10 protein-coding genes are annotated in these 14,960 nt (G+C 72.2%); 3 read left to right on the top strand and 7 right to left on the bottom strand.

Translation table 11 applies throughout. The annotated features are described in order from the left end of the window. Nucleotides 1–33 precede the first annotated feature (33 nt). From WH85_RS23560 to WH85_RS23545, 4 genes are all read right to left on the bottom strand, one after another. The gene (locus WH85_RS23560) at nucleotides 34–858 is read right to left on the bottom strand and encodes an aldo/keto reductase (protein ID WP_045744150.1); all 825 of its coding nucleotides are present in this window, start codon (nucleotides 856–858) and stop codon (nucleotides 34–36) included. Nucleotides 859–1,504: 646 nt separating this feature from the next. After that, the gene (locus WH85_RS23555; protein ID WP_045744149.1) at nucleotides 1,505–1,780 is read right to left on the bottom strand and encodes a hypothetical protein; all 276 of its coding nucleotides are present in this window, start codon (nucleotides 1,778–1,780) and stop codon (nucleotides 1,505–1,507) included. 322 nt (nucleotides 1,781–2,102) lie between these two features. Beyond that, nucleotides 2,103–3,563 (bottom strand): aldehyde dehydrogenase family protein, encoded by a 1,461-nt coding sequence (locus tag WH85_RS23550; protein ID WP_045744148.1) that lies wholly within the window; start codon nucleotides 3,561–3,563, stop codon nucleotides 2,103–2,105. A 252-nt stretch (nucleotides 3,564–3,815) separates the two neighbouring features. Next, entirely contained in the window at nucleotides 3,816–4,271 is a 456-nt protein-coding gene (locus WH85_RS23545; RefSeq protein WP_045744147.1) for a hypothetical protein, read from the bottom strand. A gap of 101 nt (nucleotides 4,272–4,372) precedes the next feature. Between WH85_RS23545 and WH85_RS23540 the strand changes: the two genes are divergently transcribed. After that, the gene (locus WH85_RS23540; protein WP_045744146.1) at nucleotides 4,373–4,999 is read left to right on the top strand and encodes a maleylpyruvate isomerase N-terminal domain-containing protein; all 627 of its coding nucleotides are present in this window, start codon (nucleotides 4,373–4,375) and stop codon (nucleotides 4,997–4,999) included. Nucleotides 5,000–5,006: 7 nt separating this feature from the next. On the opposite strand, the gene WH85_RS23535 is transcribed toward WH85_RS23540, so the two are convergent. After that, nucleotides 5,007–8,450 (bottom strand): bifunctional proline dehydrogenase/L-glutamate gamma-semialdehyde dehydrogenase, encoded by a 3,444-nt coding sequence (locus WH85_RS23535; protein WP_045744145.1) that lies wholly within the window; start codon nucleotides 8,448–8,450, stop codon nucleotides 5,007–5,009. Nucleotides 8,451–8,554: 104 nt separating this feature from the next. On the opposite strand from WH85_RS23535, the gene WH85_RS23530 reads away from it, so the two are divergent. After that, nucleotides 8,555–9,448 carry a LysR family transcriptional regulator gene (locus WH85_RS23530; RefSeq protein ID WP_045744204.1) on the top strand — a complete coding sequence of 298 codons (894 nt, stop codon included), beginning with the start codon at nucleotides 8,555–8,557 and terminating at the stop codon, nucleotides 9,446–9,448. A 59-nt stretch (nucleotides 9,449–9,507) separates the two neighbouring features. Here the strand turns inward: WH85_RS23530 and WH85_RS23525 are convergent, their stop codons facing one another. Then, entirely contained in the window at nucleotides 9,508–10,851 is a 1,344-nt protein-coding gene (locus WH85_RS23525) for an alpha/beta hydrolase (protein ID WP_052720741.1), read from the bottom strand. Between the two features lie 177 nt (nucleotides 10,852–11,028). Continuing rightward, nucleotides 11,029–12,351 (bottom strand): jacalin-like lectin, encoded by a 1,323-nt coding sequence (locus WH85_RS23520; RefSeq protein WP_045744143.1) that lies wholly within the window; start codon nucleotides 12,349–12,351, stop codon nucleotides 11,029–11,031. Nucleotides 12,352–12,517: 166 nt separating this feature from the next. Between WH85_RS23520 and WH85_RS53775 the strand changes: the two genes are divergently transcribed. Beyond that, nucleotides 12,518–14,386 carry a phosphatase PAP2 family protein gene (locus tag WH85_RS53775; RefSeq protein WP_045744142.1) on the top strand — a complete coding sequence of 623 codons (1,869 nt, stop codon included), beginning with the start codon at nucleotides 12,518–12,520 and terminating at the stop codon, nucleotides 14,384–14,386. The last annotated feature ends 574 nt before the right edge of the window (nucleotides 14,387–14,960 follow it).

The following is a 14,960-nucleotide window of genomic DNA, read 5'->3' as shown; positions in this document are numbered from 1 at the left end:
GCGGTTGCTGTAGCCCTGCTGAGACGATCACTACTAATTGAAGTGGTCCGGATGCGGACCGGTGCGCCCATCGCGCTCCAGCGCGTCGATCGCTGCCAGTTCGTCCCCGGACAGCTCGAAGTCGAAGATCCTCAGGTTCTCCCGGATCCGGTCCGGTGTGACCGATTTCGGAATCACCACCCGCCCCTGCTGCACATGCCAGCGCAGCACCACCTGTGCCGGCGACCGGCCGTGCTGCCCGGCGATCGACGACACCACGTCCTCGTTCAGCACCGCCGCCTGCGCCAACGGGCTCCACGCCTCGGTGACCACGCCCAACTCGGCGTTGGCCTCCTGGGCGGCCCGCTGCTGCAGGTGCGGGTGCAGCTCGATCTGGTTCACCGCCGGGATCACGCCACCCCGGTCGGCGATCGCCCGCAGGTGCTCGGGCAGGAAGTTCGAGACGCCGATCGCCCGGGTCCGCCCGGTGTTCTGCAACTCCTCCAGGGCCCGCCAGGTGTCCAGGTACCTGCCGTGCTTCGGGGTCGGCCAGTGGATCAGGTACAGGTCGAGGGTGTCCACCCCGAGCCGGGCCACGCTGGCGTCGAAGGCGCGCAGGGTCTCGTCGTACCCCTGATCGGCGTTCCAGACCTTGGTGGTGAGGAAGAGCTCGTCGCGGGGGATGCCGGCCGCCTTCAGGGCGGCGCCCACCCCCGCCTCGTTGTGGTAGATCGCTGCCGTGTCGATGCTGCGGTACCCGGCTTCGAGTGCGGCGGTCACCGCCTCAGCGGTCTCCGCCTCGGGGATCTGGTAGACGCCGAAGCCGATCTGCGGGATGGTGACGCCGTTGTTGAGAGTGATACGTGGCGTTTCGGCCATGGCGTGTCGGTCTCCTCGGAGCGATGCGGGCACACCGGGCCACCCGGCCGGGCGTCGGTGTGCGGACGTATCTACATCTACCCCGAGAGATGGGGGATCAGCACCGAACGTGATGAATCCAGCCCGCACAGCGAACTCCGACCCCTTCCGGGGTGGGCGGGTCGGAACTGTCCGTCATTCTTCCGTCGTGTGGCGCCCGGCCGGGGCCGGGCGCCAGGTGGTGGGCGGGCCGGGTGTCCCGGGGACATCAGGGGGTTGCGGTCCGCGGTTCGCCGCCGGCTCTCTTCTCTGGTACGGGGCTGAGCCTGCCCGTGGTGACACCGGCTCTCCGCGTTCCGCTCCGCCACTGTGTCCCGAAGTGGCGGGGTGTCCCGGTGTGCCGGGGTATCTCGGTGTGACGAGGTGTCCCGGCGTGACGAGGTGTCCCGGTGCGGCCGGGTGTCCCGGTGTTGCGAGGTTGTTTCCGTCCGGCGAACCGTCCCGCGCCCGGCGGCCTTCTCGTGCACGATGGCGAGGGCGGCCGGGCCGAGGGCCGCGAACCGGGGGCGGGCCCTGCGCCGCGTGTGTCCCACGGTTCTCCCGGGGTGCGGGCTGTCGCATGTGGTCCGCGCCGGCGTGCGGAGGGCCGTCGCGGTCGGCCGCTCGCTCACAGCCCCACCAGCCTGCGTGTGGTGGCGGCTCCGCGCCGTAGCGGTGGTGTGCGCACCACAGCGGTGGACGGTTCCCCGTCGTTGTTGCCGTCGTTGTTGCCGTTGCCGTCGCTGCTGCCGCCGTTGCCGTCGCTGCGGCCGGTGCCGGTCGCCGTCTCCGGCCGGTGCTCCGGGTCGGTGAACGGGTCCGGCGTTTGTCCGGCGTTCGCTCCCGGAATGCGTGATGCGGTGTGACTGTGCCTATTCGGGGCCGGTGGCCGGATTCTCAGCATCTGGTCGCCCGGCTCGGCTCCGGAACCACCCGGTGCCGGCGCCCGCAGCCGGAGCGCGTGCCCGCCCGGTCCGGGCGATCCGCCCGCCCGGCCGGCTCCGGAGTGTGGCGGGCCGGCCGGCGGGACGGGTCTGTGCTGGCCAAGGGGTGGATCAGGGGATGGTGGGGGTGGCGCCGGTGGCGAGTCGGCGGGGGGCTCGGTCGTGCTCCGGGATCCGTCGACCGGTATCGCCTCGGCTCGATTCATGGCGCTCATTATTGATGAGCGTGCATTTAACGCAAGCCTCTCGGACGGGCGTTTACCGCACGGAAACAACTTTTCCCTAGAAGGGGTACCCCGGCAGTCGGTCGCGGACGGTGACCCAGCGCGTCTCGGTGAACGCCGCGACGTTGGCCGCCGCACCACCGAACCGGGAACCCGTTCCGGACGCCGCGACCCCGCCGAACGGGCTGTTCGCCTCGTCGCTGACGGTCTGGTCGTTGATGTGCACGATCCCGGTCGGGATCCGGTCGGCCAGGGCGAGACCGTGCATCACGTCGCGGGTGACGATGCCGAGCGACAGGCCGTACTCGCCGGCCCCGGCGAGCCGCACGGCCTCCTCGGCGTCGGCGAACCGCACCACCGGCGCGACCGGCCCGAAGATCTCCTCGGCGAACGCCGGAGTGTCGCCCCGGACGTCGGCGAGCACCGTCGGCGCGTAGAACAGGTCCCGGTACGTGCCGCCGGCCGCCACCCGTGCCCCCGCGCCGGACGAGCGGGTCACCACGTCGTGGATCCGGTCCCGTTGTGTGGCGTCGATGACCGGGCCGAGGGCCACCTGCTCGCGGGCAGGGTCGCCGACCGCCAGCGCCGCGGCCTTGGCGGCCAGCCGGTCCACGAACTCGTCGTACCGGGAGGTGTGCACCAGGTGCCGTCCGGTGGTCATGCAGATCTGCCCCTGGTGGAACCAGGAACCGAAGGAGGCGGCGTCGACCGCCGCGGCCACGTCGGCGTCGTCCAGCACGATCATCGCGGAGTTGCCGCCCAGTTCCAGGTGGGCCCGTTTGAGGTGTTCCCCGGCGAGCGCGCCGACCCGGCGCCCGGCCCGGGTCGAACCGGTGAACGAGACCACCCGCACGTGCGGATCCGTGATCATCGCCTCGCCGACGTCCACGCCGCCGGGCAGTACCTGCAGCACCCCGGGCGGCAGTCCGGCCTCCTCGAAGATCCGGGCGAGCGTCACCCCGCCGGTCACGGCGGTCCGCGGATCCGGCTTCAGCAGGACGGCGTTGCCCAGGGCGAGTGCCGGGGCGACCGACCGGATGGCCAGGATGATCGGCACGTTGAACGGGGCGATCACGGTGACCACGCCCGCCGGGACCCGCCGGGCCATCGAGAGGCGCGGTTCCTCGCTGGCGAGCAGTTCGCCGTAGGGCCGGCTGGGCAGCGCGGCGGCCTCCCAGCACTCCTGTTCCGCGACGTGCAGTGCGAACCCGGCCATCGGCGGGATCGCGCCGACCTCCCGGACGTTCCATCCGGAGATCTCCTCGGCGTGCTCCGCCCAGAGTTGCGCCGCCCGCCGCAGCACCGCGGACCGTCGCGGGTGTGGGGTGGCGGCCCACTCCCGCCCGGCCTCGGCCGCGATCCGCCCGGCCTCGGCCACGTCCTCCGGTGCGGCCAGGCCGGCGCGGCCGAGCACCGCCCCGGTGGCCGGTTCGACGACGTCACGGGTGCCGCCCCGGCCGGGACGCCATTCTCCGCCGATGAAGACGGCGCCGGTCCAGGACTTCTCGTCGAGCAGCATGGTGCCTCCCGTAGGGGCGGGCCGGCCCGCTCCGGGGGCCGACGGCGGCCAGGTGAGGCTGACCGTAGACCGGTGTTACCGGCAGATCAACGGGATGTTCCGGAAAGGGGGTGCGGACGACGGGGGGATCGCACCGCGCGCCTACGCAATATGTCCTCTTTGTAGGTTTAAGCTGACTTCGCGCCGAGCCCCACCATCGGGCTGCCGTCCACCTGACACAGTGGGCGGCAGCCCGAGACTCGGGCCCGCGGGTCAGGCGGCCGCCGCGGAGTCCTGGGCCCGCCACATCGTGAGGATCACGGTCATCACGAAGACCTGCAGCGGCAGCGGCAGACCGGGCAGCTCGGCGGAGGCCTCGTTGCGCCATGCGCTGGTGCGCCTGATCAGGCCCACCGGGGTGTCACCGTCCATCAGCTCCTGGTCGTGGCGCCAGAACGACGGGCGGCGGAACGCATAGGTGCGGCCGTCGGCGAGCACGGTCCAGGTCTTGCGGCCGACCCGTTCGGCCTCGGCGACCCGGATGTCGAGCTCGTCGGTCATGGTGAACCTGGTGCCCCAGGCGTTGCTCCGGACCTGGTAGGCGCGTCCTGCCAGCTCGAACCGGCCGCCGGACTTCCAGACGGACGGATCCCAGACCGCGATCGGTGTCCCGTCCTGGGACAGGTCGTACCGTCCTCGCCAGACACTGGTCTGCTTCGCTGTCAGCATGCCCCCAGCCTAGGTAACCCGGGCGACCGCCGCTCAGCGGAGCAGGGGGACGTCGAGCCCCTCCGGGCCGGGACCGGCGTGCGGCATGGCAGGTTGGTGTCATGGACTACCGCCGTACCTACCGCTCCGCCGCCATCGCCTTCGCCGACCTGGTGTCACGGATCCCGCCCGACCGGCTCGACGGTCCCGGCCTCGGCGACTGGACACTGCGGGACCTGCTCGGGCACACGGTCGGTTCCGGGCTGCGCCAGGTGCCCGCGGCCCTCGGGGCACCGCGGGCACCGGCACTGGTGGTGCCGGCCCCGGAGGCGTACTTCGGAATGGCCCGGACCGCCCCGCCGGCGCTGGTCGCGGCGCATCAGGCGGGGGCGGCCGAGGATGCGCGGGCCACCGGCGTGGAACTGGGCGACGACCCCGCGGACGCGGTCAGCGGGCACATCGGGCGGGCCACCGCGGCGCTGGCCGGCGTCGGCGACGACGAGCTGGTGGTCACCCCGGCCGGTGGCATGCGACTGGCGGACTGGCTGCCGACCCGGACGTTCGAGCTCGTCGTGCACGGTTCCGACGCGGCCGCGGCGACCGGTCTGCCGATCATGCTGGACCCGGAGACGATCGCCGAGTCGCTGGCGATCGCCGCCCGGGTGGCCGCCGCGATCGGCCACGGCCTGCCCACGCTGCGCGCGCTGACAGGCCGCGGCACACTTCCCGACGGCTTCTCGGTGGTCTGACGTACCCCTAAAGCACTTCCCGGACCAGCGGCAGAGGGTTCCCGAACCGGTGGGCGGTGATGCTGATCGCCTGCTCGCGCAGGAACGGCAGCATCTCCACACGCCCGGCCTCGGTCACCGGACCGGCCCAGACGGCCAGGTCGGGACGCCCGCCGGTGGCCTGCGCCACCGCCTGCGCCGCGGCCCTGGTCGCGAGCCCCGCCGGGGAGACGACCGCGGTCGCGCCCGTCGCCCCGATCGTGACCTGGTCCGATGCGGACCGGCCGGCGATCAGGCGGACCCGGCCCGCGGTCAGCCCGGCGGCGAACGCCGCGTCGTCCTCGACCACCAGGCCGGGGCAGCGGGCGGCGAGTTCCTCCGGCAGCGGCTCCGCGCTGGACACCGTGACCGGCGCACCGGCCAGCATGCCCGCGGCCAGCACCCGCACCAGGTCGGCGACGGTGCCGTCCGCGGTCAGGCGCACGGTCACCGGGCACGGCAGGTACCGCAGCACGTTACGTTCCGCCGCCAGCGCGGACACGTCCGACGCTCCGATGTCGAACGCCGCGTCGCTGCGGGCCGCGCGCTGCACCGACGCGTATTCCTCGTCGGTCAGCACCGGACGGGCCGCGTTCAGCAGCACCCGCACACCGGGGTGGCTGATCTCCGCGCCGGATTCGGCCGGGCGGGGCGCCCAGTCGCTCAGGCCGATCAGGTAGTTCGGTCCGCCGGCCTTGGTGCCCGGTCCGACCGCCGACCGCTTCCAGCCACCGAACGGCTGCCGCCGCACGATCGCCCCGGTGATGCCGCGGTTGACGTAGAGGTTGCCGGCCCGGACCCGGTCCAGCCAGGTGCGGATCTCGTCGGCGTCGAGCGAGTGCAGACCCGACGTCAGGCCGTAGTCCACCTCGTCGACCAGGTCGATCGCCTCGTCCAGGGTGTCCGCGGTCATGATGCCGAGGATCGGTCCGAAGTACTCGGTGAGGTGGTACGCCGACCCGCGCCGCACTCCGTCCCGGATGCCCGGCGTCCACGATCTGCCGGACTCGTCACGCTGCGAGGGTTCCAGCAGCCAGCGCTCGCCGGGGCCGAGAGTGGTCAGGCCGTCGAGCAGCTTGCCGGACGCCGGCTCGACCAGCGGGCCCACCTGGGTACGCGGATCCGACGGGTACCCGACCTCGAGCGACGACACCGCGTCCAGCAGCTGGGTACGGAACCGCTGCGACCGGGCGACGCTGCCGACCAGTACCACCAGCGACGCCGCCGAGCACTTCTGGCCGGCGTGCCCGAACGCCGAGGACACCACGTCCTTGACGGCCAGGTCCAGGTCCGCGCTCGGGGTCACGATGATCGCGTTCTTGCCGCTGGTCTCGGCGAGCAGCGGCAGGTCGGCGCGGAACGACCGGAACAGCTCGGCCGTCTCGTAGGCGCCGGTCAGGATCACCCGGTCCACCGACCGGTGCGCGATCAGTTCCCGGCCCAGGCCGGCCTCGTCCACCTGCACCAGCGTGACCAGGTCCGGGTCCACGTCCTCGGCCGCCAGCGCGTCCCGGACGACACCGGCGAGCACCGCACCGCAGCGCTCCGCGGGACCGGCCGGCTTGATCGCGACGGCGGAACCGGCGGCCAGGGCGGCCAGCATCGAACCGGCCGGGATCGCCACCGGGAAGTTCCACGGCGGCGTGACCAGGGTCAGCGTGGCCGGCACCCGGATGGCGCCGTCCACCTCCTCGGTGGCCAGCTCGCCGTAGTAGTGGGCGAAGTCGATCGCCTCGGAGACCTCCGGGTCGGCCTGGTCCAGCGTCTTGCCGGCCTCCGCCGCCATCACCTCGAGCAGGGTGGTCCGGTGCGACTCCAGCCTCTCGCCGACCCGGTGCAGCACCCGGCCCCGCTCGGTGGCCGGCAGCGCCTGCCAGGCGGCGGCGGCCGCGGCGGCCCGGGACAGGGTCGCGTCGAGCACGGACGGCTCGGTGATCCGGGCCGCGTCGATCGCGGCGACGCCGAGCTCGCTCCCCTCGGCGATCACGGCGCGCAGGGCGGCCCGGTTGACGGCCACGGCCGGATCGGTGTCCGGGGTGTTGACGAACCGGCCGGGCTCGGGACGCTCCACGGCGGCGAACCGGTCGGCCACCCGGTGCGTGCCCGGGACGGTGTCGTCCAGGTCGGCCAGCGACGCCAGGAAACGCGCCTTCTCCCGCTCGAACAGCGCCTCGCTCGTGTGCAGCTCGAAGACGGCGGACATGAAGTTGTCCGAGCTGGCACCCTCCTCGAGGCGGCGGATCAGGTACGCGATCGCCACGTCGAACTGCTCGGGGCGTACCACCGGGGTGTAGAGCAACAGGCCGCCGACCTCGCGCCGGACCGCCTCCGCCTGGCCCTCGGCCATGCCCAGCAGCATCTCGAACTCGACACCCGCACGGACGCCGCGCCGGCCGGCCAGCAGCCAGGCGTACGCGACGTCGAACAGGTTGTGCCCGGCGACGCCCAGCCGTACGTTGCCGATCCGGTCCGGGTGCAGCGCGTAGTCCAGCACCCGCTTGTAGTTGGTGTCGGTCGCCTGCTTGCTGTCGCAGGTGGCCACCGGCCAGCCGTGCAGCTCCGCCTCGACCTGCTCCATCGGCAGGTTCGCGCCCTTGACCAGGCGCACCTTGATGCCCGCGCCGCCGCGTTCGCGCCGCGACGCCGACCAGATCTGCAGCCGCATCATGGCGCTCAGCGCGTCCGGGAGGTACGCCTGCAGCACGATGCCGGCCTCGAGCTTGAGCATCTCGGGCCGGTCCAGCAGCCGGGTGAAGACCGCGATCGTCAGGTCGAGGTCCTTGTACTCCTCCATGTCCAGGTTCACGAACTTGCCGGTGTCGGCGGCCAGCGTGAACAGGGGAGTGAGCTCGGCGACGATGTCGTCGACGGCCTCGTCGAACGCCCACGGGTTGTGCGGGGCGACCGTCGACGACACCTTGATCGACACGTAGTCGACGTCCGGCCGGGCCAGCAGCTTCTCGGTGCTGGTCAGGCGCTTGGCGGCCTCGCCGCGGCCCAGGACGGCCTCGCCGAGCAGGTTGACGTTCAGGCGGACGCCGCGCTGCCGGATCCGGGTGATCGCCCGGCCCAGGCGGGCGTCGGAGGCGTCCACGATCAGGTGGCCGACCATCTGGCGCAGGGCGCGGCGGGCGATCGGGACGACCACACCGGGCATCATCGGCGCGAGCGTGCCACCGAGCTTGACAGCCGCGCGCAGGTGCACGGGCAGGAAGCCGGGCACGTCGGCGGAGAGGTCCTTCAGGGCGCGGGCGCTGACCCGCGGGTCCTCGGGACGGACCACGCCGTCCACGAAGCCGACGGCGAAGGCGAGCCCCTTCGGGTCGCGCAGCACACCGGCGAGCTGCGCGGCGGAACCACCGACCTTGACGGTCGACGCCTCGTGCAGCCACCTCCGGACGAGGGCGATCGTCTCGTCAGCGATCTCGGACATCAGGGGTACTCCTTCCGTATACGGCCACAGTCTGTGGTCCCGAATCCGGTTAGGAAAAGCAATGCTTTGTGACCGGTAATCTTCAGTTCAGCTAACGTGTGCGCGTGCTGGAGATCCGCCGTCTGATCCTGCTCCGCGAACTCGCCGTCCGGGGCACACTCGCCGCCGTCGCCGAGGCCCTCAACTTCACCCCGTCCGCGGTCAGCCAGCAGCTCAGCCTGCTGGAGAAGGAGACCGGCACGCAGCTGCTGCGCAAGTCCGGCCGCCGCGTCCAGCTCACCCCGCAGGCTCTGGTCCTGGTCGACTCCGTCGGCGAAGTCCTCGACACCCTCGAACGCGCCGAAGCCCGGCTGCAGGCGGCCGCCACCCGCGTCACCGGCCGGGTCCGGGTGGCCGTGTTCCAGTCGGCGGCGCTCGCCTTCATGCCGGCCACCCTGCGATCCATGGCCTCGGCCCACCCCGACGTACGCGTCGAGATGGTGCAGCGCGAGCCCGAGGAAGCGCTCCGCGAGACCTGGGCGCGCGACTTCGACATGGTCATCGCCGAGCAGTACCCGGCACACGCCGCACCACACCATCCCGGACTCGACCGCCGCGACCTGACCACCGACGCGATCCGGCTCGCCCTGCCCCCGACGTCGCTGTCCCTGCACCCCGTCGACTCCCTCGACACGGCCCGGCACATGCCGTGGGTGATGGAGCCGCGCGGCGCCGCCTCCCGCCACTTCGCCGAACAGGCGTGCCGCCGGGCCGGTTTCGAACCGGACGTCCGCTACGAGACGGCCGACCTGCAGGCCCACATGCGCCTGGTCGAGTCCGGCAACGCGGTCGCCCTGATCCCGGACCTGGTGTGGGCGGGCCGCCCGACCTCCTGCCGCCTCCTGGACCTGGACGAACTGCCCCGCCGCACGATCTTCACGGCGCAGCGGACGGCGGGGGCGGCGTCACCGGCCGCCCGGGCGTTCCGCGAGATCCTGTCCCGGGCGGCCGCCTCATAGCCGCCCGCTCGGAGGGTGCGCTGACCATGGGAGCGGCTCATCCCGCCGGGCGACCACGATCAAGCGGGGCAGGCGGGGAATTCCGATCGGGCGCCGACGGTGAAGCGGCAACCGAAACCGGGGGCGGCCACGGCCCGGCGGTCCAGGATCGCGTCGCCGGCCGGGCGCCTGCCCGTCTGCGTCCAGCGGACCAGGTCGTCGAAGCCGCGCTGCAGTTCGGCCTGCGTGAAACCGCAGTGGGTCACGTCCCGGACGGCTCGGGAGACGAACAGGTGGGAGCGGCCGTTGTGCTGGGCCTCGCGGGCGTACTGCTGTTCCATCGAGAACGGGACGAACAGGTCGCCGATGCCGTGCAGGGACAGGACCGGGATCGACGGCCGGCCGTCGACGCGCGGAACGCCGCCGAGGCCCGGGTCGGCCGTCGCGGTGCGGGCCACGCGCAGGACGTCCGCGTTGAGCCGCTTCTCGGCGGCGGTGAGGCGGCGCGAGTCGCCGATCCGGTAGACGGTGTGCCGGTTGTCGGTCAGGTTGCCGGGGGCGATCCCGGCGGTGCCGCCGCTCAGCCCCGGCCAGAGGCTCTGCAGGAACGGCAGCCCGTCGGAGGTCACCGCGCTCCAGAAGGCGAACGCGGCGTCGAAGCCGGGACGTTCACCACCGGTGCGGCGTTCCAGCACGTCCGACCAGGTGCCCTCGTCGAGACCGGTCATGATCTGCTGGACCTGGGCCGCCCACCGGTCCGGATAGTCCGCATCGGGCCGCAGCGGGAACTCGATGTCCACATCGGCCAGTGTGGCGGCGCTCACGTTCGCGTCCAGAAAGTAGTCGAACAGCTCGACGTCGCCGAGCACCCCGCAGGTCGGCATCGCCCCGGCGAACGAGCGGGGGAACTCCTCGATCGCCACCGCGGTGATGTGCCCGCCCATCGACTCGCCGGTCATGAACACCTGGCGTGCCGCCCGCCCGGTCAGGTCGCGGAACAGGCCGATCAGCGCGTGCGAGTCCCGGACGCCCTGCCCGACGTCGTAGCCGTTCGTCGCATAGCTGGAGGCGGCCCACGCGAAGCCGTTGCGGACGTAGTGTTCGCGCAGGTCAGGGGAGTCGACCAGCACCGTCGTGCCGCTGCCGCGGTAGCCGTGCGCCCACAGCACGAGCTTGCCGTTCCATTGGCGAGGGATCTCGACCCGGTAGGCGGCGTCGCGCAGGATGCCGGTCCGGACCGTCGCGCCGGGCAGGGCGGTGAAGTCCGAGCCGTCCGCCTCGCAGTCCGGGTCGCCGATCAGGTAACCGGGCTGGGACACGCTCGGCGTCGGCGCGCCGCAGGTGGGCGCGGCCTGCGCGGCACCCACCGGGCTCAGCGAGCCGAGGACCATCAGCGCCACCACTGCGGCACGACGAACGATCATGGCGTTACCTCCCGGTAACATCCAATGATTTACCCACGTCCATGTCAAGGCGGGCAGCGGGTCGCTCTTCCTCATCGGGTACGAGCAAGCCGGGAGTCCCCGGACCCGCGGCGGACGGCCCGGCTGCCACACCGGGCCGTCGCCGGGCGCACGCTCATGTGCGCCCCGGAGCGGGACTCAGCGACTGGTGTAGATGAATCCGACCTTGTCCACCTCGTCACCCGCGCGGCCATGGAAGCCGGCGATCTGCCAGCCGCTGGGTGCCGTCCGCGTGACACAGTCCGATGTGGTGGTGCCGCCGGCGATGCTGCGTCCCAGGTTGGTGGTGAACTTCGTGTAGAAGATCCGGGTGTGCGAGTCGTACTGTCCGCGGCACAGGGTGCCCGCGGTCACGTACTCCGACGAGGAGAGCGTGAGCGACTGGGCCGTGCCGCCGGTGCCGCCGTGGGTGAGGGTGCCGGTGGCCGACGTCGCCGAGATCTGGTCGACCCGTGAGCCGGCCCGCAGGCCGATCGCGGTCAGCCGACCGGCGGCCGGGACCGCGTCGATGTCGGTGAAGTAGTCGCCGTGCGGGCCGCCGAACTGTTCGCTGAGCTGGTACGACGAGTTGGCCGTCCAGCTCATCGCGGTGCTGATCGGGAAGTGGTCGGAGAGCATCAGGCCGTCGCTGGTGATGAACCCGGCGTGTTCGTTGTGGTAGTCGGTGGCGGTCAGGGTGACGAACCGGCTGCTCCGGTACAGGATCTTGTCGACGACCTCGCAGGTGTCGGTGATCGCCGCCGCGTCGCAGAGCAGCGCGTCCGAGCCGGCCGCCGGGGCGCTGCCGCCGCGTTCCAGCTCGACCCAGGCGTCGGTGAGGCCGTTGGCGCTGACGAAGGTGCGGATCGTGTCGGCCGCCCGGGTGTAGCGGGTGTTGGTGTCACCCATCACGATCACCGCGTTGCCCCGCGAGTGGGACGCGATGAAGGTGGTCAGCTGGGCGAGGTTGTCGGCGCGGGAGGTCTGGTCGCCGTCGCTGGTGCCCGCGTTGGTGTGCAGGTTGTAGAAGTCGACGTAGACACCGTCGGCCAGCCGGTGCCGGGCGAACGTGAAGCCTTTCGGGGTGAGACAGTCGCCGGAGTCCCACTGGCAGGAGTTCCAGCGGACCCGTTCGAAGTCGTCGGTGTCGTACGCCGGTTTGGACAGCGTGTTGAGCCCGTCGCCGATGCCCGCGCCACCGCTGGTCGGGGTGCGGTACGCATGACTCGTGTCGGACGCGTACAGATAGGCGTGGTAGTTGAAGTCCTCCTGCACCTGGACCACGTCGTAGGACGAGATCCGCTGGCCGATCGCGGTGTGCGCGCTCTGCCGGTCGGTCTCGGCGCTGGAGATGATGTCCGGCAGCCCGGCGACGTTGTAGGTGAGCAGGCGGAAGGTGCCGCTGGGGGCGGCCGAGGCGGGAGTGGGGACGGCCAGGACGGCCACCGCGGCGACCGAGGCCGCGACAAGAGATCGAAGCATGGGGGTGCTCCTCCATCGGGGGTTACTGGACAGTAGGACTCGGCCGGTCCGAAGAGAAGGCCCGTTCGAGGAGTGTTCACGTGCACAGCACGGTCAGTTGGCCGGGTTGTCGCAGGCCGCACCGAAGCTGGGCCGCGATCTCACCCCCCTGAAAAGAGTTCTCACGATGGCATTGAGCCGCCGGTCCCTCCTGAAAGTCTCCGCCGGATCCGCCGGCCTGATCGCCATCGGTGGCGCCCCGGCCGCCGCGTCCGCTGCGACGACGTCGACGACGGCCACGGCCTTCGTCGATGCCTATCGGACGAACACCACGGCCAACCTGACCGTGGACACCAACGCCGCGGTCCGGATCCTCTCCGGCATGCAGCAGGTGTGGACCACCGGCACGGCCTGGAACACCGGCACCGCCCTGGACCGCGCCTTCCTGCGCGCCAACGTCCGCTACTGCGTGCAGACCACCACGCACCGGACCGCCGCGCAGGCCGACCGCGCGTTCGTCGTGGACCGCCAGCACCAGAGCTACTCGGTGATCGCCGGCCTGGGCCCGCTCGCCGACGTCTACAAGGCCGGCGCGCTCGCCGTCACCGGCATCACCTCGGCGCCGTCCACCACCCCGGCGACCACGGTCAGCGACGCGGTGCCCGCCGACGCCCCGGCCGGTTCCGCGCTCGGCGCCGGCTCCGCCACGTCCGAGCTGGGCAAGGTGGTCACCCTGGTGAACACGCTGCGCGGCAACTGGTCGTCCGGCAACCCGAGCAAGTTCTCCTTCCAGTACCCGCGCCCGTGGCGGATGACCGCGGACAGCCGGGTCGTGGACACCGGCACGGTGGACGCGTTCGGCTACCCGGTCTACGACGCTGACACCGTGGTCGTACCCACCCTGCTGCGTCAGCGCAGCAACACCCCGGCCGAGGACGGCGGCTACGTCAGCGGCCACACCAACGCGCTGTTCCTGGCCTCGCTGGCATTCGCGTACGCGGTGCCGGAACGTTTCCAGGAGATGGTCGCCGCCGCCTACGACCTGGCCGAGACCCGGATCATCGCGGGCATGCACTCACCGGCCGACGTGATCGGCGGGCGGATCCTGGGCACCGCACTGGCCGCCGCCATCCTGGGCGACGCGGACAACGCGACCCTCAAGGCCGAGGCGCGCGCCCAGGCCGCCGCGTACTTCCAGGCCAAGGTGGGTGGCGACGTCTTCGCCTTCGCGCACTCCCAGAGCAGAGCCCTCGACGGGTACGCGGACCGCACGGTCAACGCCGCGAGCGTCCGGGCGAAGCAGACGTACGGCCTGCCCGGTCGCCGGTCGACGGCGAAGGTGAGCGTGCCGAAGGGTGCCGAGGTGCTGCTCGAGACCCGTCTGCCCTATCTGGACGCCGCCCAGCGCCGTGAGGTGCTCCGGACCACCGGCCTGGCCGCGGGCAACCCGCTCCTGGACGGCCCCGAGCAGTGGGGGCGGCTCGACCTGTTCACCGCGGCGGACGGCTACGGCACGTTCGACGCGACCGTGGCGGTGACGATGGACGGCGCCGCCGGCGGTTTCCACGCCGCGGACAGCTGGCGCAACGACATCGACGGCCGGGGCGGGCTGGTCAAGCTGGGCACCGGCACGCTGACCCTGAGCGGCGACAACACGTACCGCGGCGGCACCACCGTCGCGGCCGGCACCCTGGTCGCGGACGGCCGGCACGCGCTCGGCGACGGCGACGTCACGGTCACCGGCGGCACGCTGCGCCTGGCGTCCGCGGCGGTCCGGGTCGGCGGCCGGTTCCGCCAGACGTCCGGCAGGCTCTCTCTGGGGGTACGCGCGGAGTCCGCCGCCGCCCTTACGGTGGACGAGGAGGCGACGCTGGGTGCGGGCGCGACCGTGGAGCTCACGGTGGAGCCGTCGAAGCGGGGCTACCGCGCGGCCGTCCCGCTGCTCAAGGCCCGCCGGATCAAGGGCGGCCTGCCCCGGGTGGCCGTGACGACGCCGGGCTACCGCGCGTCCCTGTTCCTGTCCGGCGGCACCCTGTACGCCCGCATCGCCGGTTGACCCTTTCCGGGCCGGGCCGGGCCGGCCGGCGTTCAGCGGTTGATGACGGAGCCCTTCTGCACACCCTGTGCGATCGCGTCCGTCCCGACCGCGTCGATCTCGGCCGCGAGGCTGTCGCGCCGGGCGGTGACGCGAGTGGTCCGATTCGCGTCACCGCCCGGCCGCCATCGGCCGAGGCTCTCGCGTGTTGCTGTACCTACGCCGAGAACTGGAACGCCGCCTGCGGCGCCAGAGCCATGGTGATCTCCCGGCGCGAGGACGGCGCCGGAAGCTGCGGAAGTGTTACCGAAGCCCCATGCGACAGTGCGGCATCTGCGGCCGCACCCGCAAGGCCGCGGTCCGCGCCACCGCGACCAGCCCAAACCTATGCCCTACGTGCTCCCAGGCCTCAGCCCATGCACGGCGGTCTGCGCCTCTGGAGATTCGCTAGACACCTTCGCAGTCAGGGTCTGCCTCTGTGGTGATTTCGGGCGCTCAGCGCGCCCGTATTCACCACACCCACAACAGCGTGGTGATTTCGGGCGTCCAGCGCGCCCGTATTCACCACACCCACAACAGCGTGGTGATTTCGGGC

Source organism: Actinoplanes rectilineatus (genome assembly GCF_000962825.1).
Lineage (GTDB): Bacteria > Actinomycetota > Actinomycetes > Mycobacteriales > Micromonosporaceae > Actinoplanes > Actinoplanes rectilineatus.
Note: the sequence above shows the minus strand (reverse complement) of the source record. Positions and strands in the feature narration are given on the sequence as shown.